The sequence below is a fragment of the Psychrobacter sp. DAB_AL43B genome, assembly GCF_900168255.1.
Lineage (GTDB): Bacteria > Pseudomonadota > Gammaproteobacteria > Pseudomonadales > Moraxellaceae > Psychrobacter.
In genome coordinates this window covers 306,709-330,483 of the sequence record NZ_LT799838.1, presented here as the reverse complement: position 1 = coordinate 330,483, position 23,775 = coordinate 306,709, and the positions used below count along the sequence as shown (strand labels likewise).

At 43.2% G+C, this 23,775-nt stretch carries 24 protein-coding genes; 14 read left to right on the top strand and 10 right to left on the bottom strand.

Annotated elements, in window-relative coordinates; genetic code table 11:
* Positions 1 to 138: 138 nt before the first annotated feature.
* The gene (gene dxs / locus DABAL43B_RS01475) at positions 139 to 2,187 is read right to left on the bottom strand and encodes a 1-deoxy-D-xylulose-5-phosphate synthase (protein WP_079692990.1); all 2,049 of its coding nucleotides are present in this window, start codon (positions 2,185 to 2,187) and stop codon (positions 139 to 141) included.
* Positions 2,188 to 2,678: 491 nt separating this feature from the next.
* Here dxs and ribA point away from each other — a divergent pair, with 491 nt between their 5' ends.
* From ribA to DABAL43B_RS01460, 3 genes are all read left to right on the top strand, one after another.
* On the top strand, positions 2,679 to 3,371 hold the full coding sequence (gene ribA / locus DABAL43B_RS01470) for a GTP cyclohydrolase II (RefSeq protein WP_079690753.1): 693 nt from the start codon (positions 2,679 to 2,681) through the stop codon (positions 3,369 to 3,371).
* Positions 3,372 to 3,404: 33 nt separating this feature from the next.
* On the top strand, positions 3,405 to 4,400 hold the full coding sequence (hemF, locus tag DABAL43B_RS01465) for an oxygen-dependent coproporphyrinogen oxidase (RefSeq protein WP_413771834.1): 996 nt from the start codon (positions 3,405 to 3,407) through the stop codon (positions 4,398 to 4,400).
* Between the two features lie 481 nt (positions 4,401 to 4,881).
* Positions 4,882 to 5,355: a c-type cytochrome gene (locus DABAL43B_RS01460; RefSeq protein WP_079690751.1), complete on the top strand. Its 474-nt coding sequence runs from the start codon at positions 4,882 to 4,884 to the stop codon at positions 5,353 to 5,355.
* 97 nt (positions 5,356 to 5,452) lie between these two features.
* On the opposite strand, the gene gloA is transcribed toward DABAL43B_RS01460, so the two are convergent.
* Both gloA and DABAL43B_RS01450 read right to left on the bottom strand, forming a co-directional pair.
* Positions 5,453 to 6,022 carry a lactoylglutathione lyase gene (gene gloA / locus DABAL43B_RS01455; protein ID WP_171996309.1) on the bottom strand — a complete coding sequence of 190 codons (570 nt, stop codon included), beginning with the start codon at positions 6,020 to 6,022 and terminating at the stop codon, positions 5,453 to 5,455.
* Between the two features lie 113 nt (positions 6,023 to 6,135).
* A complete protein-coding gene (locus DABAL43B_RS01450; RefSeq protein WP_079690750.1) occupies positions 6,136 to 6,774 on the bottom strand; it encodes a carbonic anhydrase in 639 nt (212 codons plus the stop codon).
* 475 nt (positions 6,775 to 7,249) lie between these two features.
* Between DABAL43B_RS01450 and potA the strand changes: the two genes are divergently transcribed.
* From potA to DABAL43B_RS01430, 4 genes are all read left to right on the top strand, one after another.
* On the top strand, positions 7,250 to 8,524 hold the full coding sequence (potA, locus tag DABAL43B_RS01445; protein WP_079690749.1) for a spermidine/putrescine ABC transporter ATP-binding protein PotA: 1,275 nt from the start codon (positions 7,250 to 7,252) through the stop codon (positions 8,522 to 8,524).
* Positions 8,524 to 9,402, top strand: coding sequence for a spermidine/putrescine ABC transporter permease PotB (potB, locus tag DABAL43B_RS01440; RefSeq protein WP_079690748.1), 879 nt, complete (start codon positions 8,524 to 8,526; stop codon positions 9,400 to 9,402). Before potA ends, potB begins: the two co-directional genes overlap by 1 nt.
* Positions 9,402 to 10,241: a spermidine/putrescine ABC transporter permease PotC gene (gene potC, locus DABAL43B_RS01435; protein ID WP_079690747.1), complete on the top strand. Its 840-nt coding sequence runs from the start codon at positions 9,402 to 9,404 to the stop codon at positions 10,239 to 10,241. Before potB ends, potC begins: the two co-directional genes overlap by 1 nt.
* Before the next feature lie 116 nt (positions 10,242 to 10,357).
* Positions 10,358 to 11,248: a LysR family transcriptional regulator gene (locus DABAL43B_RS01430; protein WP_079690746.1), complete on the top strand. Its 891-nt coding sequence runs from the start codon at positions 10,358 to 10,360 to the stop codon at positions 11,246 to 11,248.
* A gap of 27 nt (positions 11,249 to 11,275) precedes the next feature.
* On the opposite strand, the gene DABAL43B_RS01425 is transcribed toward DABAL43B_RS01430, so the two are convergent.
* From DABAL43B_RS01425 to DABAL43B_RS01410, 4 genes are all read right to left on the bottom strand, one after another.
* Positions 11,276 to 11,647 (bottom strand): CrcB family protein, encoded by a 372-nt coding sequence (locus DABAL43B_RS01425; protein WP_079690745.1) that lies wholly within the window; start codon positions 11,645 to 11,647, stop codon positions 11,276 to 11,278.
* Positions 11,648 to 11,711: 64 nt separating this feature from the next.
* Positions 11,712 to 12,761 carry a tRNA (adenosine(37)-N6)-threonylcarbamoyltransferase complex transferase subunit TsaD gene (tsaD, locus tag DABAL43B_RS01420; RefSeq protein ID WP_079690744.1) on the bottom strand — a complete coding sequence of 350 codons (1,050 nt, stop codon included), beginning with the start codon at positions 12,759 to 12,761 and terminating at the stop codon, positions 11,712 to 11,714.
* Positions 12,762 to 12,923: 162 nt separating this feature from the next.
* Positions 12,924 to 13,448, bottom strand: a complete 525-nt coding sequence (locus DABAL43B_RS01415) for a c-type cytochrome (RefSeq protein WP_079690743.1) — start codon at positions 13,446 to 13,448, stop codon at positions 12,924 to 12,926.
* Positions 13,449 to 13,565: 117 nt separating this feature from the next.
* Positions 13,566 to 13,988, bottom strand: a complete 423-nt coding sequence (locus DABAL43B_RS01410) for a hypothetical protein (protein ID WP_227516717.1) — start codon at positions 13,986 to 13,988, stop codon at positions 13,566 to 13,568.
* Between the two features lie 428 nt (positions 13,989 to 14,416).
* Between DABAL43B_RS01410 and rpsU the strand changes: the two genes are divergently transcribed.
* Positions 14,417 to 14,632, top strand: a complete 216-nt coding sequence (gene rpsU / locus DABAL43B_RS01405; RefSeq protein WP_079690742.1) for a 30S ribosomal protein S21 — start codon at positions 14,417 to 14,419, stop codon at positions 14,630 to 14,632.
* A gap of 225 nt (positions 14,633 to 14,857) precedes the next feature.
* Positions 14,858 to 15,307 (top strand): GatB/YqeY domain-containing protein, encoded by a 450-nt coding sequence (locus DABAL43B_RS01400; RefSeq protein WP_079690741.1) that lies wholly within the window; start codon positions 14,858 to 14,860, stop codon positions 15,305 to 15,307.
* 120 nt (positions 15,308 to 15,427) lie between these two features.
* Here DABAL43B_RS01400 and DABAL43B_RS01395 read toward each other — a convergent pair whose 3' ends face one another.
* Positions 15,428 to 17,089 (bottom strand): M48 family metalloprotease, encoded by a 1,662-nt coding sequence (locus tag DABAL43B_RS01395; RefSeq protein ID WP_079690740.1) that lies wholly within the window; start codon positions 17,087 to 17,089, stop codon positions 15,428 to 15,430.
* 410 nt (positions 17,090 to 17,499) lie between these two features.
* Between DABAL43B_RS01395 and DABAL43B_RS01390 the strand changes: the two genes are divergently transcribed.
* The 4 genes from DABAL43B_RS01390 (at position 17,500) to thiS (ending at position 19,806) form a co-directional block, all read left to right on the top strand.
* Positions 17,500 to 17,976 (top strand): sulfurtransferase TusA family protein, encoded by a 477-nt coding sequence (locus DABAL43B_RS01390; RefSeq protein WP_079690739.1) that lies wholly within the window; start codon positions 17,500 to 17,502, stop codon positions 17,974 to 17,976.
* A gap of 240 nt (positions 17,977 to 18,216) precedes the next feature.
* Complete coding sequence (gene rpoH / locus DABAL43B_RS01385; protein WP_197684676.1) at positions 18,217 to 19,080, top strand: RNA polymerase sigma factor RpoH; 864 nt, start codon at positions 18,217 to 18,219, stop codon at positions 19,078 to 19,080.
* Between the two features lie 51 nt (positions 19,081 to 19,131).
* Entirely contained in the window at positions 19,132 to 19,506 is a 375-nt protein-coding gene (locus DABAL43B_RS01380) for a DUF423 domain-containing protein (protein WP_079690737.1), read from the top strand.
* 99 nt (positions 19,507 to 19,605) lie between these two features.
* Positions 19,606 to 19,806 carry a sulfur carrier protein ThiS gene (gene thiS, locus DABAL43B_RS01375; protein WP_079690736.1) on the top strand — a complete coding sequence of 67 codons (201 nt, stop codon included), beginning with the start codon at positions 19,606 to 19,608 and terminating at the stop codon, positions 19,804 to 19,806.
* A gap of 255 nt (positions 19,807 to 20,061) precedes the next feature.
* Here the strand turns inward: thiS and hpf are convergent, their stop codons facing one another.
* Together hpf and rpoN are read right to left on the bottom strand one after the other, a co-directional pair.
* Positions 20,062 to 20,442 (bottom strand): ribosome hibernation-promoting factor, HPF/YfiA family, encoded by a 381-nt coding sequence (gene hpf, locus DABAL43B_RS01370; RefSeq protein WP_079690735.1) that lies wholly within the window; start codon positions 20,440 to 20,442, stop codon positions 20,062 to 20,064.
* 390 nt (positions 20,443 to 20,832) lie between these two features.
* Positions 20,833 to 22,518 (bottom strand): RNA polymerase factor sigma-54, encoded by a 1,686-nt coding sequence (gene rpoN, locus DABAL43B_RS01365; protein ID WP_079692987.1) that lies wholly within the window; start codon positions 22,516 to 22,518, stop codon positions 20,833 to 20,835.
* Positions 22,519 to 22,843: 325 nt separating this feature from the next.
* Here rpoN and DABAL43B_RS01360 point away from each other — a divergent pair, with 325 nt between their 5' ends.
* The gene (locus DABAL43B_RS01360) at positions 22,844 to 23,743 is read left to right on the top strand and encodes a nitrilase-related carbon-nitrogen hydrolase (protein WP_079690734.1); all 900 of its coding nucleotides are present in this window, start codon (positions 22,844 to 22,846) and stop codon (positions 23,741 to 23,743) included.
* Positions 23,744 to 23,775 lie beyond the last annotated feature (32 nt).

Here is a 23,775-nt window from a genome sequence, read left to right as displayed (position 1 = left end):
CTTTATTTTTTACTACGCTATTTTATCAATTTTTTACGAGCTATTGTTACTATTGTTACTTAAGTCACTTATTATTTTTATAATTCAGCGGCCGGTTACTTAAGATACTTCTTTAAAATGAAAACTTAAAGCCAGTATTTAGGACAACAGCTTATACAGCTGCTGGACTACGCCCTCTACATCTAAACCGCAATCAGCCATTTGTTCCGCTTGAGAGCCATGCGCAACAAAGCGATCAGGGATACCTATATTACAGATGGTTGGACGATTGACTTTAAAAGCAGCAGATTCGTTTAGTAAATACTCATTTACTGCACTGCCAGCGCCGCCCATAATCATATGTTCTTCTAAAGTAACTATATGAGTGATATCTTGTGCTAATAGACTTTCTAATAGCTTAGTATCTAAAGGCTTCACCCAGCGCATATTGACCACATGCACCTGACAGCTTGATGCTGATGAAGGATTAGAAGTGATAACTTCTGCTGCTTGTTCAGCCGTTGCAACCATGGTGCCAAACGCTAATAACGCCAATTTATTGGGCGCATCATCTTGACCCAATACCGACTCTACCACCGCTTCACCAATATTATAAACTTGTGCTGGCTGGGTAATAGTCGCTCCAGTGCCTACACCGCGTGGGTAGCGTACTGCCGTACATCCTTGATATTCATAACAGGTATTTAGCAAATGATAGCATTCGTTTTCATCTTTTGGCGCCGCAATCAGCATATTAGGAACGCAGCGTAAAAAGGCAAAATCGAATACACCAGCGTGAGTTGCGCCATCTTCACCGACTAAACCAGCACGATCAATCGCAAACATCACATCAAGGTTTTGCAGAGCAATATCGTGAATAAGCTGATCATAACCGCGCTGCAAAAAAGTCGAATAAATCGCGACAATTGGCTTGACGCCTTGGGTAGCCATTCCACCAGCCAACGTCACTGCGTGTTGCTCAGCAATGGCAACATCAAAAAAACGTTTTGGGAATTGACGAGCAAACTCAATCATCCCCGATCCTTCTTCCATGGCTGGGGTAATTGCGAGTAGCTGATCGTCAGCTGCCGCTTTATCACATAAGAACTGTCCGAACACTTGCGAGTATTTTAAAAGGGCTTTGCTTGGGTTTATACTGACTTCTGTAGCTTTAGTATCATCCTCAAGAGGCAATCTGCTAATGGCGTGATAGCCCACTGGATCAAGTTCAGCTGGTCCAAAGCCCTTACCTTTAGTGGTATAAATGTGCACTAAAACCGGACCCTTTACTTGCTTTGCAATCGATAATACGCGCAGCAGCTCAGGAATATTATGACCATCAAAAGGACCAAAATAAGCAAAGCCAATGGCTTTAAATAGATTGTCCTCTAGTTGCGGTACATCGCGCAGCTCTTTATGACGCTTACGTCGGTCAAAGGCTTGCATATCAGGGCGCTGACATAATATCGGCTCGCCGGTATCAGAGATATCAACCTGATATCCTGACTCCCATAACACCGCTAAATGACGTGAGAACCCACCAATAGAGCACGATATCGACATATCATTGTCGTTTAAAATCACCATCAAATCAGCATCTTGTTGCACGGCATCATTCATGGCTTCAAAGGCCATGCCGCCTGTCATCGCCCCATCACCAATAATACAAGCAACCGTTTGCGAAAGGCCTTGATAGCGTAACGCTAGGCTCATGCCCAGACCTGCTGAGATGGAAGTCGATGAATGCCCAACCCCAAACGTATCGTAGACAGATTCGGCACGTTCAGGAAAAGCCGTCAAACCATCTTTTGAACGAATAGTACCTAATTGCTCACGGCGGCCCGTTAGTATTTTATGGGCATACGCTTGATGACCAACATCCCAAACAATCTGATCTTGCGGCGTATCCAATAAATAATGCAGCGCCACGGTCAACTCAATCACGCCCAAGTTGGCACCGAAATGACCGCCACTTTGACCCGCTGAATACAACAAAAAAAGCCGTAGCTCATCAGCCAATGTTATTAGCTGATCGGTGCTAAAAGCTTTAAGATCAGCGGGTAAATCTACAGTATCAAGCAGTGGCGTATGTGGACGCTCACGTGGAATCGCTGCATAAGTCTGTTGCAGGTTTGATAGCGGTACAGCAGAAGCAATGGCTGACGCAGATAATGACTGAGACTGTGGGGAATAAGGTGACTGCTGCATAAAACGTACGATACCTACCAATCTGCTGACAAAATGCTACCTTAGAATATAGCAATACTTATAACAATAACATGACTATATTCTAAGTGGCGTTAATAATAGCGACGCCATCATTGATCTCATTGATGTCATCGGCTATACAATTATTGATACCGCTTTTATCGCTGCGGATAACGAAAAACACGCTGTTTAATATTAAGGCAATAATGCTAACGCTGTCGTGCTTAGCGCTGTTCTAAAGACTATTATGCCTTATTTTTTTTCAGTCATATCGGACGTTAGTGACGACATAGTAATGTAAGGGCGAAGACTTGTCACTGTATCCGTCAAAATAGTATGGCATAATAGCATTTATTTTTAATTGTCGCTTTAATCATCGTGCGTCGTCTGTGAACTTTGTGTGTTTTTATCATAAACACCATCAGCATGCTATTTTTATAAAAAACCCATACTAAAATACCGCCACGATGATCGGCTTATGCAGGACATTAATGTCATATCAATTTATCACTAGCGCCAAGCTGCCTACTCGTCACGGCGAGTTTGATATTCATATCTTTGAAAACGATGCTGGTCAAGAGCACGTGATGCTCACCGTTGGTCTCTCTGTGGTCAATGACACGAATATTATCGATACTTCACACCCACATGATGCAGTATTAAATCAAAAAAATGCGACATTATCAGAGCGACCTGTTCCACTGATACGTATTCATTCTGAGTGTTTGACCGGTGATGCTTTTAGCTCCTTGAAGTGTGATTGCGGTCCACAACTGAATACTGCTATGCAGGCGATACAAGAGATGGGCTGCGGCGCTATCTTATATTTGCGCCAAGAAGGTCGAGGTATTGGTCTGACCAATAAAATTCGCGCTTATGCCCTGCAAGATCAGGGACACGATACGTTAGATGCCAATCTCATGTTAGGTTTACCGGCCGATGCGCGCATTTATGATATGTGCGGACCCATGCTTGCCCATGTCGGCGTCGATGCTGTGCGCCTTATCACCAATAATCCTGATAAAGTTGCTTACTTAACGGAGCACGGAATCGATGTCGTTGAACGGGTGCCGTTAGTCGTTGGGGTTAACGATATGAATGCTGAATATCTAGCGACCAAGCGCGATCGCATGGGACATCTGTTTGATAAAGAATTCAATACCGCCTTACACCTTAATAAATAGTAAATAATTAGATATTTTATGAATACTCCAAATATGAACAATGATACAGAGCTTTTAATAATAGCCTCAGCAGTGACGCCGAGCAATAACGATATCATGCGCGTGCGTGAGTTTTTGGTGGATTTGCAAGCACGTATCTGTCAAGCGTTAGAGGCACAAGAGCGTGACGGCAGCACTGATAACAATCAACCAGCAACCTTTGTTCCTGACGATTGGGAGCGCCCTGAAGGCGGTGGTGGTCGCTCGTGTGTGTTAGCAGATGGTCAGGTAATTGAAAAGGCGGGCGTCATGTTTAGCCATATTCATGTCCATAACCTGCCCGCCTCAGCAACCGCCCGCCATCCTGATATTGCCGGTCGCCAAGCACAGGCCATGGGTGTATCGTTGGTCGTTCACCCCAGAAACCCCAATGTCCCTACTAGCCATGCTAATGTGCGTTTGTTTATTGCCGAAGCAGAAGGCGAAGAGCCGATTTGGTGGTTTGGTGGCGGTTTTGATTTGACCCCGTTTTATCCAGTCCTTGCTGACTGTGTGCATTGGCATCAAGTCTGTCACGATCTCTGCGCCCCATTTGGTGATAGCGTTTATCCTGATTTTAAGCAATGGTGTGATGAATATTTCCATCTACGTCACCGCGATGAGCAGCGCGGTATCGGCGGCTTGTTTTATGATGATGTCAACGTTGAGAGTCGTGGCTGGGATTTTGAGACTTGTTTTAAATTCATGCAAGCCGTCGGTAATGGCTACCTTGAGGGTATTTTACCCATCTTTGAGGCAAATAAAGAAACGCCATATACCGAAGCACAGCGTGAATTTCAGCTATATCGTCGCGGACGCTATGTTGAATACAACCTCGTTTATGACCGAGGTACGCTGTTTGGCTTACAAAGCAACGGGCGTATCGAATCTATCTTAGTCAGTATGCCACCGCTTGCGAGCTGGCATTATCGCTTTGAGCCTGTCAAAGGATCGTCTGAGTTTGAATTGACTGATTTCTATCTAAAACCGCGCGATTGGTTGACTTTATAGTCGAAATTGGCATAATAACCAACAGACGGTGTACAAGTGCTTGCATAATAAATATTTATCAACTGCTTATTTATATCGGTTAAAAAAGCTTATAGATAGTCATTGCTTGTCATATTAGTTACTTATTACAGTAGTTATAAAGGTCAGCTATCCATGCTGACCTTTACTATTTAAGTAAGCTAGTATTCAAAATAAGTACTGGTCATTATTTAAAGCTAATTTATAGGACAATTTAATCTATTTTACAAAAAATCACGCTATCGCCCTATGCTACTTAAGCCTCTTGCTGTTTAATATAGGATAGTAAGTATTTCCAGCATCGTGAAAGACTGTATTTTAGGATATTAATAAAGAATATATTAATAAAGCAGATATTAAAAATATCGTATAAAAGAATTTAATAGCAGCAAGCCAATATAGGTGACGAGCATGTATATGCTACGCCACCTTTTTATTATCTACGTATAAAGGATCAATACACATGACTCAAGTAATTAATCATAAATCACTAAAATCAATCTTCGGTATCACACTGATGGCAGCAACTTTAGGTTTAACAGCGTGTAGTACACCAGTTGACCCTGACGTCAAAGCCCGTCAAGACATCATGAAAAACTTTGGCGATTCAATGAAAGTGATGGGCGGTATGGCAAAAGAGCCTGATACCTTTGACGCTGAAGTATTTAAAGAGCAAGCAACATTTTTAGCAGAAGAGTCTAAAAAACCTTGGAGCCATTTTAATAATCCGGAAGCAGTTGGTGGTGCTAAAGATGCAGTATGGTCAAATGCTGATGGTTTTAAAGCAGAAGCAGAGAATTTTCAAAAAGTAACTGCTGAGCTAGCTACTGCTGCACAGTCAGCGACCAGCATTGATGAGGTGATGCCAGCTTTCAAACCTGTTGGTGATAGCTGTAAATCGTGCCATACAGATTTCCAAGTCAAGAAAGACGACTAAGTAGTGCGTCTGTAGCAGTACAAAAAAGCCACCTGAGCAAAAGATCAGGTGGCTTTTTTAATCACTTAATTTACGAGTCATTTGATTTATGAATCATTTAACCCATTAAGTCTGCTTGTACGATTTCAATCCAGTAACCGTCAACGTCTTTGATAAAAGCGATATGCTTCATACTGCCTTCATCCGGACGTTTTTTGAATTCAACATTATTTTTATCGAACCAAGTCACCGCAGCGTTTAAATCAGGTACGCTAAAACAAATATGACCAAAACCTTGTGGCTCTTGGTTACCATCATGGTAGCTAAAGTCCGCTTGTATCTCAGTGCCATAGTTATGGGTTAATTCCAAAATTCCACGCTGTCTGAACGCAAAAATCTCTAAATCATCACCTGATGGCAAATTTTCACGCTCGCTCTCGGTAAGCTTGGCTAAAAAGTACAAATCAAAACCCATCGCAGGGATTTTTTTTACCGCTAGCAATGTCATTCCTAAGACACCAGTATAAAACTCCAATGACTTAGCAGGGTCTTTTACTCGTAACATAGTATGGTTAAAAGTATAGCCTGTCGTCTGAGCAGAGATAGGCTGAACGCCCTCAGCTTTTACGCTGCTCTCAGGCTGGGCTAGCGATAAATGGTCATTATTAAAAGTAGCAGGATTAATCATGGTTACTCCAATGTTTAAATTATTTTAATTGTTAACAGTTGATACGGTCTTAATTCTGACATGCATCAATCATGATAGCTGTATAACTATAAATATATAGTTATAAACATCTATTACGCATCTAAAAACCGCACCTTTCCCGTCTCTAAATTATATTCTGCACCAACGACAAGCAGCTGACCACTGCTGGTTAAGTCTTCTAAGGCACGCGAGCCATGCTTTAATTGGCTGACCGACATGCGGACATTGGCACGTATTGAGCGATCAACCAGCTCATCAGCATCCACATCTTGGCCGTTGGCGGTCGCCAGCTCATGTAGGTTATAAACGCTTGGACGGATACGATCAACGATTGATTGTAAGTTGGGAGAATAATTTTGCTCAGGATTAATAAGCGCCTCTACGCAAGCGGTGACAGCGCCGCAATGCGAATGCCCAAGCACCACCACCAGCTTAGTACCGAACTTTTCGGCGGCAAACTCAACCGAACCAATTTGCGAGGGCGCAACCACATTGCCCGCCACACGGATAACAAACAAGTCGCCCAGCCCCTGATCAAATACAATCTCAACGGGGACGCGTGCGTCTGAACAACCCAAAATAATGGCAATAGGGTCTTGATCACTGATGAGTTCTGGGCGCTTTTGCATGCAGGGATCAGTGCTTGTCAAACTATCAATGTAACGCACATTGCCTTGTTTGAGAAGCGCCAGTGCTTCTTGACCTGTTTTTGGGCGTGTATCGTTAGGCATAAGACATCCTTGATGATTAAAATAGTTAAAATTATAAATTGCTCTAGCGTTATCTTGTTCAAAATAGTGTAGCTAAGGTTTTGCTATCGCAAATAGCATTGTATTTATCATACACAAAATGATTGTATAGGAATAAGGCAAAAAACATGGTAAAAAAATTTATTTCAATATCACTATATTAAGACAGACCTATTTAGTCTTGCAAAAACCAGCAGCAGACAACTTATAAAGACATAAGTAAAACGTAAAAATAAAGGCATCAAAGCCTATCAGAGTGCCTTTTACTGTGATGACGACATAACCCAACTAACCGATAACGAACTTGCATTAATTTATATCAAGGGTTTGTTATAATACACAGCAACCAGACTATATCGATACCCATCGCTTACTTACACCCCTATCAAACCACCTTAACTACAGCGTCCTAGATAAATAGCCGTACTGACCTATTGGATGCTTAGGAAAAAACCTTATGACCGAATCAAGTTTATATACGCAGACCATTCCTGCGTCACCCAACGCTGACAAGGTTTTGCTGCAATTGACTGGTCTAAAAAAAACCTATGATCAAACGGAAGTCCTAAAAGATATTAATCTCGACATTAAGCATGGTGAGTTTATAACGCTGCTTGGTCCATCAGGCTGCGGGAAAACAACCTTGTTGCGATTGATTGCCGGTTTTGAGCAGCCAAATGCAGGGGCGATTTATTTAGATGGCTTACAGATGGCAGGCTTGCCAGCGGATAAGCGTCCGGTCAATACTGTGTTTCAGCAATATGCGTTATTTCCACATATGACAGTCGCGCAAAATGTGGCTTACGGTCTTAAGCTTAAAAAAGTCCCTAAAGATGAGATTCAAACGCGGGTGCGCGAAATGCTAGCTATGGTACAACTTGAGCACCTTGCCAATCGCAGACCGCAGGATTTGTCCGGTGGTCAGCAGCAGCGTGTTGCGATTGCGCGGGCAGTCATTAATCGTCCTAAATTATTATTGCTCGATGAGCCTTTATCGGCGCTCGATCATAAGCTGCGCCTGCAAATGCAGTCGGAGCTTAAACGCTTGCAACGTGAGCTGGGCATTACTTTTGTCTTTGTCACGCACGATCAAGAAGAAGCGCTGTCGATGTCAGACCGTATCGCGGTGATGAAAGACGGTAAGTTTCAACAGATTGGCACGCCTATTGAAATTTATGAAACCCCTGCCAATTTATTTACGGCCAAATTTATCGGTGAGACCAATTTATTTAAGGCCGAAGTTAAGGGCGTCTACCCTGAGCAGCCAGACCGTGATGGCCAAGTGACCAATGGCCGTATTGAAGTTGAAGTTTGCGAGGCACAAATGCAAGAGGGTCCGACCACTTTGCGGAATTTGCGCCGTCCTAACTTTGGCAATGATGTCCAAGTCGGCGATATGGTGAATTTATTGCTACGACCTGAGGATTTACGGATTTATGACCCGAACGATAAAGAACATGGCGGATTACTGGGCCGCGTTATCGAAAGTAACTATAAAGGCAGTACCTTAGATTCGATTATTGAGCTGGCCAATGGTCATATTATTAAAGCCTCTGAATTCTTCGATGAGGACGATCCAAGCTTTGACTATAAGCTCAATGAGGGCGTAAAAGTGTCCTGGGTTGATGGCTGGGAATGGGTTTTGCCAGAAGACGATACGCTTGATAATGAGATGAATCATCAATCTGCCAATTTAGCTGGCAATTTATCTGCCAGAAAGGATATCCGCTAATGGCAGGTACTGGCATAAGCAATAAAAGTCCTTTTCGTACGGCAACGCTGTGGCTTATTTGGGGCTGGCTACTCATTTTTGCGCTCTTGCCCAATATACTGGTGATTGCGGTCAGCTTTTTAACGCGTGACAGTACGGCTTTTATCAGCCTGCCTGTCAGCATTGATAGCTATGTACGCATGATTGATCCCCTCTATTTTGATGTCTTTGTACATTCATTATGGATGGCAGGAATTACCACGATCATTTGCTTATTATTGGGCTACCCTTTTGCCTGGTTTGTCTCTCGAGTCAGCAGGCGTTGGCAGCCCTTATTGATGCTACTGCTCATATTGCCATTTTGGACCAACTCTTTAGTGCGAACTTACGCGCTGAAGTTATTATTTGCTAATAATGGCTTGATCAATAAATCGTTACTCGCGATAGGTGTTATCGATACCCCTATTGATATTTTATATACACAAGGGGCGGTAGTTGCAGGTCTAACCTATTTATTATTTCCGTTTATGGTACTGCCACTGTATGCAGTCTTTAGCGACTTACGCGATGATATGCTGCTCGCCTCACAGGATTTGGGTGCATCAAAAAGACAAACCTTTTGGCATGTGGTACTGCCATTGACCACTCCTGGGGTTATATCAGGGGTACTTTTGGTACTACTACCAGCGATGGGTATGTTTTACGTGGCAGATATTTTAGGCGGTTCACGCAACTTACTGGTTGGTAATATTATTAAAAACCAGTTTTTAGATGCGCGTGATTGGCCGTTTGGTGCTGCAGCTAGCGTGTTATTGACACTGGCGATGGCAGTATTACTACTCGCCTACCACGCCAGTAGCCGCCGCATTGGCAAGACTGATTTTAATGAGGTGGCCTAATGTCTCATAACTCACTGAGTCGCTCACCGAATAGTCCACCGACTAAAAAGAAACGCTCTATCAAACCACCCAGCATCGGCAGTATCGCCGCCAAATGCTATCTTGGTTTGATTTATGCCATGTTATATCTACCCATCCTTGTTTTGGTGGTGATGTCCTTTAATAAATCAAAAGTTGGTTATAACTGGGGCGGCTTTAGTTTAAAGTGGTATGAATCCTTATTTAACAACCAAGCAATGCTTGATGCCTTTTGGCATTCTATTGTCTTAGGTTTGGTTGCAGCCACGGTATCAACGATCATCGGCACACTGACAGCGCTTGCCTTACATCGCTATAATTTTCGCGGTAAAGGTCTGTTAAATGGCTTATTATTTGTGCTGATGATGTCGCCTGAGATTGTCTTGGCAATATCGCTACTGGCGCTATTTTTATTAATTGGACTGCAGCTGGGTTTTGTATCGCTGTTACTAGCTCACATTACTTTTTGCCTACCATTTGTGGTCATTACTGTCTTTGCAAGGTTAAGCAGTTTGGATGAGCGGCTGATGGAAGCGGCAAGAGACTTGGGTGCAAGTGAATCAACGATGGTGCGTACGGTATTGATTCCTGTTATCTTTCCAGCAGTGATGGCAGGTTGGCTGCTCGCCTTTACCTTATCGCTAGATGATGTGGTGGTATCGACCTTTGTGACCGGTCCTAGCTATGAGATTTTGCCGCTACGTATCTATTCAATGGTGCGTGTGGGTCTCAAACCTGAGGTCAATGCCATTGGTACGATATTGCTAGTTGCTTCACTAATTTTGGTAGTCATCTCCCAGTTATTGCTACGTCGACGTTAATTTTAATTTTAATTAAAAAATATTCTTAAAGTAAATAAAGTAACAATGAGCGTTTTTTAATCATTTATCCAACTCAGTATTTCTTATTCCTTTAACTTCGGTGGTTAGATTATTTTATGTTAGAGCTTCGTCATCTTAATACGCTAACTGCGCTACGCGCACATGGTTCATTGGCCGCTGCTGCCGATGAGCTGCATGTCACGGCCTCTGCTGTCTCGCATCAGTTAAAAGAGCTAGAGAATTACTACGATATCAGTTTGGTTAATCGCCGAACGCGACCCCTTACCTTTACGCCAGCTGGCAAAACGGTATTGGCGCTTGCCGACAGCATCATGCCGCAAGTCACCCGCACCAAAGCCAATCTCAAGCGTTTAGCTCACGGTCAAGCAGGCAGATTACGTTTGGCTTCTGAATGTCATAGCTGCTTTGATTGGTTGATGCCGATACTGAATCAGTATCGCCGTGAATGGTCAGATGTTGAGCTGGATTTTGCCACGGGTTTTGAACCTGAGCCGCATCATTTATTAATGGAAGGTGATATCGATCTGCTGATTACGACCAGCAATTTGCCGATAGAAGGCATTAGCTATCAGCCATTGTTTGAGTACGAGAGCCGTTTAGTGCTGTCGCCTACGCATGATTTGGCAGAACAACATTTCATTCGTCCAAACGATTTAATCGAAGAAACCTTGATTGCTTATCCGGTAGAAGCCAAGCGCCTCGATATTATTGCGAATTTTATGACCCCAGAGCAGGTCAGTTTTAAAAATATTCGCACCACTGAGCTGACCGCCATGCTAATACAACTAGTGGCCAGCGAACGCGGTGTGGCGGCGCTACCCGATTGGGTCGTTGCCGAATATGAGAAAAAAGGTTGGGTGGTGTCGCGCCCATTGGGTAAGGGTGTTTATTGTCAGCTCTATGCCGCGACACGCACATCTAGCCAAGATACCGCTTATATGCAAGGGTTTGCCAGCTTATTAGAAGGGATAGTAAAACCGCTTTAGCTTTATTAAGAAACCTTAGCTTTACGCCTATAAAATAAACTTAAAGAAATAAAACCCAAGCGCGGTTGCTAATAGAGTTAATCCTACATGCAACCCTATCAACCCCAAACCTGCTAACAACCGACCCTCACTAATAAAAGTAAATACCTCAGCGCTAAAAGTACTAAAAGTGGTCAGTCCGCCCAAAAAACCGGTGATAACAAATAATCTAACATTGTCAGACAATCCGCTACCGACCCGTTCAAACCAGACTAACGCCAGCCCAATAAGGAGCCCACCTAAGACATTAGCGCCGAGTGTACCGAGTGGTATCCAGCTATGTAGCGGGTTAAAGCGCGCTAGCCATCCTCTTAAGCATGCGCCGATTGCTGCCCCTAAACCGATAGCGAGCCACTGCATGATGTAATCCTTGTTCTATTAATGAATGCCATTTTAATAAGCAAAAAAACTATACTGCTGGCAATTACAGCGCAGGCAATTCGGTCATCGGCCAACGTGGAACGCAGCTGACGGCTAAATCATCAAATTGCCCAGCTTGCAGGCGCTCATAACCAGCATAAGCAATCATCGCGCCATTATCGGTACATAAGGCTGGCGGCGCATAATGCACAGTTGCATTTATTTTAGCCAGTTCGGTCTCTAAGGTTTCACGCAAATGGCTGTTGGCACTTACTCCGCCAGCAATGACTAACCGACTCATCTCTGCTTGCTTAAGTGCTTTAACACATTTCTTCACCAGTGTATCAACGACTGCATGTTGAAAGCTGGCAGCGATATCAGCACGGACTTGTGGGTCACTATCAGAACCTGTCCCAGAACCATCCGTATCTTTAATAAGGTTGTGTACGGCCGTTTTCATACCGCTAAAAGAAAAGTCCAAACCGCGGTGTAACATCGGTCTTGGTAGACTGTAAGCATTAGGATTTCCCGTTTCAGCTAGTTTAGCAATATTAGGACCACCGGGGTACTCTAAGCTCAGCATTTTAGCTGCTTTATCAAAGCACTCACCTGCCGCATCGTCGATTGATTCGCCCAGTATTTCATATTGACCAATGCCATGAGCGGCAATCAACAAGGTATGACCACCTGAAACCAGTAGCGACACGAACGGAAACGCGGGTGGATTTGCCCCCATCAGCGGTGCTAGCAAATGCCCTTCCATATGATGGACACCAATAGCCGGAATATCTAAGCCATATGCCAAACTGCGACCAAATAAGGCACCCGTCATCAAGGCACCGATGAGCCCTGGGCCTTTGGTATAAGCGATAGCATCAATGTCATCTTTAGTAATATCGCACTGCTCTAATAGCTCATTAAATAAAGGCACGAGCTTACGAATATGGTCGCGGCTGGCAAGCTCAGGCACGACGCCACCATAGAGTGCATGTAGCTCTATTTGTGAATACAGCACTTGCCCTAGCAGACCTTTATTCTCGCTATGTATCTGCTCACTATCGAAAATCGCCAGACCGGTCTCATCGCAAGAGGTCTCTAAACCCAATACTTTCATGTCTTTGCCTTTATTACGTTGCTTTGCTCAATTACGTTACTTTGCTCAACTCAATTTTTTCTTATCTTAAAACTTAAAAACAGTAAGGGTTTAGCAGTCACAAAAAAACCGCCACTGTTAGCGTACAATGGCGGTTATTCTATCAAATTTCAACAATTAATATTAGCTAACAGCAGCTACCATATAATCAACGGCCGCATGAACTTCAGCTTCACTCACTTCAGCGTTAGCTTGCGCTGGCATTTTGTTGAAGCCTTTCGCAGAATGCATACGTAGCGTGTCTATGTCTTTGACAAGGTGTGGTGCCCAATCTGTTTTATTACCGAATTTCGGTGCTGCTAATAAACCATTTTCATGGCAGACCTTGCACTGTTTTTCATACAGTTTAGCACCAGTGTCAGCTGCTAAGACTACAGGCTCAGCAGCAGCTTCTTCAGTTTCTACTACCGTCACTTCAGCAGGCTCAGGCTCAACCATAGGCTCAGGAGTAACCACTGCAGGTTCTGCAACCGGTGTTTCTGGCTCTACGACCACCGTCTCAGTTTCATTGACAGCAGCAGGCTCATCAGTCGCTTTATTATCACCGCCACTACAAGCACTAAGTGCTAACAACGCACTAAGACTTATGCCTGACAGTGCCAATTTAACAGCTGATTTTTTGTTCATCGTATTTTGTTTAATAGTCATAGTTATTCCTTCATCTATGGATTGTTAGTGACAAAACTCAATGCTGATTCACGCTAGTCATTGAGCGCTATTACCTATTAAGTGGTATTACTAAGTGCTTCTACTTATTCACCGCTATTAGTTGGTCGCTGGTTCAGCTTCGGAAGTAGTAGTAGTCGCATCAGCAGCTGGCATATCCGCACTATCTGCTACAGCAACCTCTGTACCCGCGCTGTCGGTAGCAGTCGTTGCTGACGTATCAGCAACCGCTGCGTCTCCTTCCGCATTCGCAGTAACAGTAGCCGTTGCCGCCGCATCTGCTGCAACATCAGCAGCCGGTATGGGCGCAGTTTCTGGAAAATCCATATTTTCTGCTTTAGGCGCATTTGTGCGGGCAAGCGCTGCCGCATCATCGACTCGATCTATTGCCAAAACTTCACCTGACTCTGCGCCAGCTTCTTCTTTTTCACTGCTACAAGCACTTAAACTTACGCCCATAGTGAGAACCAATGTTGTCCATAATGCTGTATTTATCGCTGTTTTTTTCATGCCGCTTTTCATTCAAAAATCCTCAATATGACTGGTATAAAAAGGTTGTAGAGTCTTGCTGTAATATCAAGCAGTAAACTAAACTCATCATATCATAGACTTTATATAAGCTGTTATTACCAAACAGGCGTTTTGTCCATGATTTATTAATTATTTGTTAAAAGATTATTAAAAATAATAACACTTCTGCTTAAAACAATACCTAGTTAAATTTAAACTGCTGAGTAAGCTATCATTCACTGTTATTTGCTGATATTTAAAGATAGATACGCTAAAGCCTTTGACTTTGCTGCTATTTTTTATTAAAATAAGCGCCCTTGTGCTATTGCGCAAGACTATCCTAGTTTGAGCTGATGCCGGTAATGTTGAGATATTACGGCTAAATACTAATACACAGCCAAACTAATGCCCTTATATCTCATCCTAATCAAGGAGTCTTCATGCCTGCAGTTAAGGTTAAAGAAAACGAACCAGTTGACATCGCTATCCGTCGTTTCAAACGTGCTTGTGAAAAAGCTGGCGTATTATCAGACGTACGTAAGCGTGAGTTTTATGAAAAACCAACGCAAGTACGCAAGCGCAAAGCAGCTGCTGCAGTAAAGCGTTATAAAAAGAAATTACAACGCGAAACTATTCGTACCACTCGTATGTACTAATCGATTATTCGATTAGCTAAGTACTAGCGCTACACTAACGCCACTGTTATCCAATGATATCAGTGGCGTTTTTTATGCTACAATTTTTATTATTACTGCTGACAGCTTTTTTTATGACAATTTTTATTGCAAGGCTATTACTTATTGCAACGTTATTACCAAGCTAAAAAATAGCAGCCAAATTTTACGTAAATATTTTATTAATACTCATAAGGAATAATAACAATGAGCCAGCTTAAACAGACCTTAACTGACACCATCATCGTCTCTATGAAAGCACGTGAGATTGAACGGGTCAAAGTCCTACGTAACGTACAAGCGGTGATCAAGCAAATTGAAATTGACCGTCAAACAGAGCTTGATGATGCCGAAGTATTGGAGATATTACAAAAACAGCTAAAACAGCGTCATGAGTCACTGACTATTTTTACCGAAAACGGGCGCGACGATTTGGCGACTAAAGAGCAGTTTGAGATTGATATTATCAATGAATATATGCCAAAACAAATGGATGATGCCGAACTTGCCGCTTTGGTCAATGCAGAAATCGCTGAACAAGGCGCAACATCGATGCGCGATATGGGTAGCGTGATGGGTGTACTGAAAACTAAAACCGCTGGTCGTGCTGACCCTGCCTTAATCTCAAAACTGATCAAAGATGCATTGCAAGGCTAGTAGAGACTGCAAGATTGGTAAAATGAAAGCTAGCTTTTATTAAAATCAGTGATCAATAGCTACCATCAAGTAATTCTATTATAAAACCTTGTATGAACCTCAAGTTCTACAAATAACCGCCTAAGGCTTAAAGTCTTTGGCGGTTTTTACCGCTTTGATTTCGGCATTGATATTGGCGAGTAGCGGACGGGCGCTACTGGCTTGGGCCGTATTTTGCAACTTTGCCGTCAGTTGCTTGGCTTGGGTAAGAGAGGTCAGCGCGCGCTCATAGCGTCCACTCCACAGCTGGTCATGACTGCGATAGCGCAGCGCATTAATCGTTGCGATGTTTGCAAGCAGCGGTGAGTCTGTGGTTTTTGCCAGTTTTTCATTGGCCAATTGCAAACTCTGCCAAGCATAGCGGTCACTGGGCTGCTGCTCGGTCAATGGCTTGAGTAATGCTTGCGCTTTGGTTGGCTGATTGCTGTTGGTTAATGCCTCCGCTAAATACAAACGTAAATCACGGCGCTCTGGATAAAGGCGCTGCTGGCTTTCTAGCACTTCAGCAGCCTGTTGCCATTTATTTTGCTCAGTTAGAATTTGGCTTTGGGTAATGGATAATAACGGTTCTAACACTTGGCGCTTTGCAGCTGGTAATGCTGACAGCTCAACAAACACATCGTTGGCCTCTTTAAAACGTTGCTGCTCGCCATACCAATGCATCAGCGCCAACTTTGCCCCAACGCTATTCTTTGCCGCAGTCGTCAATGCCGTTTCAGAGACATGCTTACCCGTACTTTGTACGCGCCAATGCAGCAGATCAAACAACGCTTGATGGCGCTGCTGCTGATTCAATGGCAACGAATTATAACGTTGAGCACGACTTTGCGATTCGCTTAAGCGCTCATTGCTCAATGGATGCGAGCGTATAAAACTGGGTAAGAACTGATTGGCGGTCTGATTCATCTGACTTTTCTGATTCATGGTAGCAAAGAAACGCGGCATCGCCCGTGGATCGTAACCGGCTTGGTTCATAATTTGCATACCAACTCGATCAGCCTCACGCTCATTATTACGGCTAAAAGCCATGTTGCTATTCATAGTGGCGGTTTGGCTACCCATCATCACTGCCGCCGCCGCATCACCATCGACAGCGGATGCGGCAATCGCAGCGAGCACACCGCCTATTTGCATCAGTAAGGCTTTTTTGCGCTCATCAACACTGCTCTCATAATGACGCTGGCTAATATGCGCCACCTCATGAGCTACGACGCTAGCAAGCTCATCCATACTATGGGCGGCCAATATCGTTCCTGTATTCAGACCAATCACACCACCTGGTGCAGCAAACGCATTAATACTCGGGTTATCAATAATGACCAAGCCGAGCGGTGCTTGCTGGCGCGCTTGCGCATTTAGCCGCCAAGTCATTTCTTTGACGGTTTCTTGAATCCAAGGGTCGTGCTCCATCTTCACGCTACCATTGATATTTCTTAATGACCATTCGCCAAGCAATTTATTTTGATATTGTTCGTCGAAGCTCAGTCCTTGCCCGCGCAGGTTAGGCAAATTCAACTCTTCTGTGCCAGTTGATTGCCAAGAATCATAGCTCAATGGCACAGCTTGGCTCTTGCTATAGGCTACGCTTGTACAGGCTAACAATAGTGATGATACTGCTAGTTTTAGCGCAAGCGATGGCGACAGATGGCGATTTACAAGCTTAGAGAATGACCATGTCTGTATGCTTGAATAATGAGTGACAACACATTTATCCTGTGCATTTATGGCTGGTTTCTCAAGCATCGATTGTCTTTTAGAGTAATACAAGTGCGTATCCTATGCGAGTAATCATAACGTCCTTTTGACTATACGAGCTTGTCTATTCAAGGTCAATTGCAGTATGCGCTTCGCTACCAATAACTCCGCAGGGCGTCACTATTGCGCAACATGACTATGTAAACCTATTGGGCACGTCTATTAGGAAAATCTAGAGACCCATGCTCACCAGTCGTTCTGATTGATCAAATATTATGATGACTATATTCAACTGCAATTGACGAGCGGCAATTTGCTATAATGGCAGACCGTGATGCATGCTGCATCGTAAAAGAACAGCCACGAAATAGTAAAACATCGAAACCAATAAATATTTCAATCTTAAATATTAGATTTGAGTATAAAATTTCATTATAGATACTTTAAAGGTTTATTTTATGTCCGCTGATAGCCAAGCCATCATGGTACGAGCCTCTTATCCGATATGTTTGGCAGAGACTTTGTCTGAAATAGAGCAGCAATCGATAATGCAGCTGCTAGGCTTACTACCAACAGACAATAATAATGAAATCAACCTCAATGATATAAAAGACTTGAGCAAACCTGTTCTCAATATCAAAAGCTTGGTAGATGGTCGTGGACTTGCCTGTCCGATGCCCTTGTTAAAAACCAAAGTGGCGCTACGCAATGTGGCCATTGGCGAATCATTGTATGTAGTCGCAACCGACCCAAATTCTCAAGCAGATATTACGGCTTTTTGTCAACAAAGCCTGCGAACAGACGCGCTTAACCCGCTATCATTGGTAATCAATCAAGCAACGGTATTAGCTAACGAAGGTGCCGTGGCTAGCAAATCTAAATATTCTGTTGATACAATATATCACTTCATCATTACCAAAACTGATAGCAACTAAGCGTCGCTATCCTTTACAATTACCACTATAAAGATTTTATCTGACTGTTTGCTTATCTATTTAACCAAGGTCAAGAATATGGCTAATACCTCTACTAACGCTGCACCAACACGTAAAAAAGACAGCGTCGCTCCTGAAATAAATGAAGCACGTGATGCGGCATTGAAAGCTGCCGCTGAGCGTCCACCTTATGATGCCAGTGCGTTTGAAGACACTAGCACGCGTGATTTAGTACCTGCTATGCCAACGCATTTGTCCGCGCCTGGGGTAAATTTGGGCGCCTATATTAATACTGTACACCAAATTCCTATTTTGACGCCGACCCAAGAGCAGGAGCTTGCTCATCGCTATTATGATGAAGGTGATGTGGAAGCTGCACGTCTGCTCGTGATGTCGCATTTACGATTTGTGATTCATATTGCACGTAGTTACTCAGGTTATGGTTTGCCACAAGCGGATTTAATCCAAGAAGGTAATTTAGGATTAATGAAAGCAGTGAAACGCTTTGATCCTAATAAAGGCGTACGTCTAGTATCGTTTGCGGTGCATTGGATTAAAGCGGAGATTCATGAGTTTGTCATTCGTAACTGGCGAATTGTGAAAGTCGCGACTACCAAGGCGCATCGTAAATTGTTCTTTAATTTACGTAGTCTAAAAAAGACCAACAACCAGTTGACGCTTGAAGAAGCCGATGCGATTGCCAATGACTTAAATGTTACCCGCAAGCAAGTGCTGGAGATGGAGTCACGTCTGACTTCGTACGATGCGTCATTTGAAGCGCAGTCGAGTGATGATGACGACGGACGCTATGCGCCGCAATTATTTTTAGAAGACGGCATCGACCCTGCCGAGATTGTCGAAGAGTCTGACTGGGAAGAAAACAACTCATCAGCCTTGATTGCTGCGATGGATACCTTAGACGATCGCTCACGTGATATCGTCGAGCAGCGCTGGTTATCCGAGCAAAAATCAACCTTGCACGAATTGGCAGCAGTCTATTCTATCTCTGCAGAACGCGTACGCCAAATCGAAAAGAATGCCATGGATAAAATCCGCGAGGCGATGACCATTGATAGTGTTATTTTGCCAGATGATCTTCAGTAAACGTTTGACTCTCCGATATAAAAAGCCCCAATCAATAATACGAGTTTTACCATGCTAAATTGGATAGGTATCGCGGCGATTAATATGGCTATCGCCGTTGCTTTAGGCGCCTTCGGTGCTCATGGTCTCAAAGCTATGGTCAGCACTCAGCAGCTCGAATGGTGGCAGACGGCGACTTTATATTGGTTTATACATGGGCTTGGATTATTGCTCGTTGGCATACTGATTCGTCTTAATTATGCGACCCAAGCGACGGCATGGTTACTACAGATTGGCGTGATTATTTTTGCTGGTAGTTTATATGCGATGACATTGGGCGCGCCGCGTTGGTTTGGGGCGATTACCCCTATCGGCGGCGTTCTTATGATTGCTGGTTGGTTGTGGCTGGCAGTATCGACGTTTCGCTTAGGTAATGTATCCGTTTAAATGTTGCAAATATTTTGCTAACCATGCTATCGGCAGTAATCAATACGATAAATATAGATTAGCAAAAAAGGAATTCTGAATACTTAAGGAGTATATATTATGAGCAATATTATTGTGAATGGTAAAAAACTACAAACCACTCATCAAACGGTACAACTGGTCATTAATGAATTGGGACTCAGTAACGGTCGCTATGCAGTTGAAGTCGATGGTGAACTGATTCCAAAGAGTGAGCTTGAGCAAATTCGTATTGCTGAAGGGATGAATATCGAAGTAGTACAAGCAGTGGGCGGCGGCTAGCTTTTTTTGATAGTCAATTAAACCGTTATTTTTAATAGACTGTTTGTAAAAAATGACTATAAAAAAGACCTCAACAACTATCCGTTAGAGGTCTTTTTTTGCTTAGTCTGTCATGTTTGCTCATTCATTAGTTTGTGACTAATGTATATTGCTAGGTTTAATAGATGGGCTTAATAAATTCGCTATTTATACTATTTATTTATAAGCTAAAACTTATTAAGCATCTATAACAGCAAAGCTAACAAGACATTAAGGCTAAACTGCCGGAGCTGCCTCAGCAGTCGTCAGATCTTCATAGCGTCCATCACGCCCTGCACCCTGTGTCTTTTTACTCTCCAGTTTGGTTTTATATTTGCGTACTTGTCTATCAAGCTTGTCTGCCATCTCATTTATGGCTTTATACATATCATCTTCACATGCTTGGACGAACATCTCTTTACCCGAGACTCGCATAATCGCTTCAGCTTTATGGCTCTTTTGACCGCCATCACTCGCACCGCTATTATCTAATGACAATATCACTTGAATACTTTGAATCTGATCAAAGTGACGCTCTACTTTTTCAAGTTTTTCGCGAACTGCTGTGTCCATGGCATCGGTAACACTGATATGGTGACCACTGATAGAAACATTCATATTATCGTCCTTTTATTGTTACTTACAATCAACAGATGAGCTAGCATTGCTGCTTTTATCACCCTGCCTTACCACTAACTAATTCTGTGTCTTTAACCTCAACGCCTTTAATACCAGTCATTCTATTAAAATATAGACGTATTTTTTTATTGTCTTTTTGATTATTGATATAAATAAATACGTTAAATCGACACTTAGATTTCGTTGTTGGTATGACTCTAATTTGTCATGAAAACCGCATAGTAGCAAGACGGTATATTGTAAGTAAATGTAATAAAAACGGTTGTTTCTTGAATGTTTCTATATAATCAAAAAATTTTATTTTTATATTTATTCTAAGCTATATTGACGACTGCATGTCTCTACTGATAACTCGTTGAATTAAGACAATTAATATTTTTGTTTACGCTGGGTCGACGAGCCAATATTCATCGCTTCGCGATATTTGGCAACCGTTCTTCTGGCGATATCGATACCATCTGCTAATAAACAGTCCTTGATACGACTATCCGATAACGGCTTTTTGGGATTTTCATCGGCTATTAGTTGTTTAATCATGGCACTGATAGCAGTTGAGGAGATATCACCGTCCGTGCTACTGACGTGAGATGAAAAGAAGTGCTTTAGCGAAAACAATCCTTGCGGGGTCAAAATAGTCTTGCTGGTGGTCAGACGCGAGACGGTAGATTCATGTAGGTCTACTTCTTCTGCGATGACTTTTAAAATAAGCGGTTGCATGGCAGTTGCACCGTACTGCAAAAACTCTTGTTGATAACGCACAATGCTAGTCGCCACTTTGATTAGGTTTTGATTGCGCTCTTCGATACTTCTAATAAACAATCTCGCATCGGTAAGGTTTTCACGCAAATATTGATTGTCAGGGCTGTCATCACCGCGCTTAACTAGGTTGGCATATTCTTGATTGACTCGCAGTTTCGGTAAGGTGTCAGGATTGAGGCGCACGTACCAACCATCTTCTTGGGCGGAAGAATCGGTATTTTTACTAGTATCACGGCGACGGATAGGCGTCACCAGTACATCAGGAATATCATAGCTATCTGGCGGCTGAGTATATTCAGGCTGACGGCTTTGGAATAGTAAACCGGGTGAAGGATTTAAAGTGCGCAGCAGATTGAGGGCAGGTGTGATGTCCTCAGCAGTGAGTCCTGTGAGATCGATCAGCGCCTTAATATTATTACTGACCAAATGCTCAGCGGCTGACAATAGCGCTTGGGCTTCTCTTAAATAGCCAGTCTTAGCATCGAGCTTGGACAACTGAATTGCTAGGCATTCACTTAGATTTCGCGCACCAACACCCAGCGGATCACACGACTGAATCATACGCAATACCGCCATGATTTCGTCATGTTCAACACGCTCATCCCACTGATAGAAGCTTGCCATGGTATCAAAGCTTTGCAACAGCTCGTCGATATCAAGCCGCACAAAGCCTATATCATCCATAGAGTCCATTAAATATTCAGCGATTAGCGTATCTCTTTCTGAGAGATGCTTAAAGTTCAGCTGCCAGCGCACATGGTCTTGAATCATCGCGTTTGTGCTACCTTGATAGCTATCAAAGTCATCAGAATCTGGGCGTGCTAATACAGTGGATGCGCTACCCGTACTGACTGTATCAAAGCTATCATTTTTTAAATTAGAGCTATCAAAGCTGCTATAGTCGTCCCCATCCAGCGCATAACTGTCTATGGCATCATCGTCAAAACTGGCTTGCTGTAATTTATCAAAGCTATCGCTAATACTATCCTCATATTCAAAACTATCATCGTTATTATTAGAGGTAGAGGATGTAGTAAACGAATCAATACCAGCATTTTGATTCCAAGTATCTAACGTTAACGGCTCGCCAAACTCATTTATCGCCTTATCATTACTTTCATACTCATCTTCATCATCCTCGATACGTTCGAGTAATGGATTGCTATCCAGCTTCGCCTGAACCTCCTGCGCGAGCTCAAGACTAGAGAGTTGCAGCAATTTAATGGCTTGCTGCATTTGCGGGGTGAGTTTTTGTGAGGTGCTTAGCGTGGTCGCCAATCCGAACGACATACTCATAGGTAGCTTATTACACTCCAATCGTGGTGACATTGTCTATGTTATGCTGATGAAGACAGCGGTTTAACCTTATCAGGACATGACGATAGCATTTTTTATGACAATTTTGCTATGATAATTTATGCTCTACTCAGATAAGCGCCCTTTAGGCTTATGACAGTAGGCTTCTAAAAATCTTTTAAGAGCTCTTTCATAAAAGCTTATGCATGCCAGCACTTGTATACAAGTATTTGCAGCTTAAGTAACGCAAAAGCCATCAATAACGATAAATTTAGAAAATAGCTCATCAGAAATATATAGAACTTAAAATACTGAGAATCATGTTATGAGTAACCTTATTAACAATAAACAGCTAACCGTTGCGGCCATCCAAATGAATAGCCAGCAAAACATAGAAAAAAACTTAGCTGATATAAAAGCCGCTATTATCGATGCGCGCGCGCAAGGCGCACAGCTTGTCGTTTTACCAGAAAACTGCTGTAGTATGGGCCAACAATTTGCCACCGCAGAGCGCTTTGATGCGCTATCAGCAACGATAGCAGGTTATGCACGTACTTATGACATTTACGTACTAGCAGGCTCACTACCCTGCTCTTATCGCCCAGATGGCATGATTGTACCTGATGGTAGACTGCGTCAAGTCAGTCAGCTATTTGCGCCCGATGGTAAGCGAGTCGCGCGCTATGACAAAATTCACTTATTCACCGCGACGGTTGCCGATAAGCAAGGCAGCTATAATGAAGCGGCGACTTTTGAGCCGGGTACACAAACGGTCGTTGCAGCGCTCAAGGCAAATGATACAGTTTATCAATTGGGCATGATGGTCTGCTTTGATTTGCGTTTTCCAGCATTAGCGCAGCGTCTGCGGCAAGCGGGTGCTGAACTATTAAGCGCACCGTCAGCCTTTACTTATCTAACAGGACAGGCACACTGGGCGCTTTTACTACGAGCGCGTGCTTTAGACAGTCAATGTATGGTGATTGGCGCAGCACAAGGCGGTGACCACGCTTATAAAGATGGCGATACTCGTCAGACGTGGGGACATACAGCAATCACTGCTTTTGACGGAACCATTATCGACAGCTATGAGAGTAGCGAGTTGAACAAGTCAGCGATCATTGAAGAAGACAAAAACTATCAAGTCGTCTTAGCGGCTTTAGATAAGTCCGCTCAAGAGCAAGGACGACAAAAAATGCCTATTTTTGACTGTCATCGTTTGGCATAAGGCGGTTTTTTTATAAAGGAGTTTTTGATAAA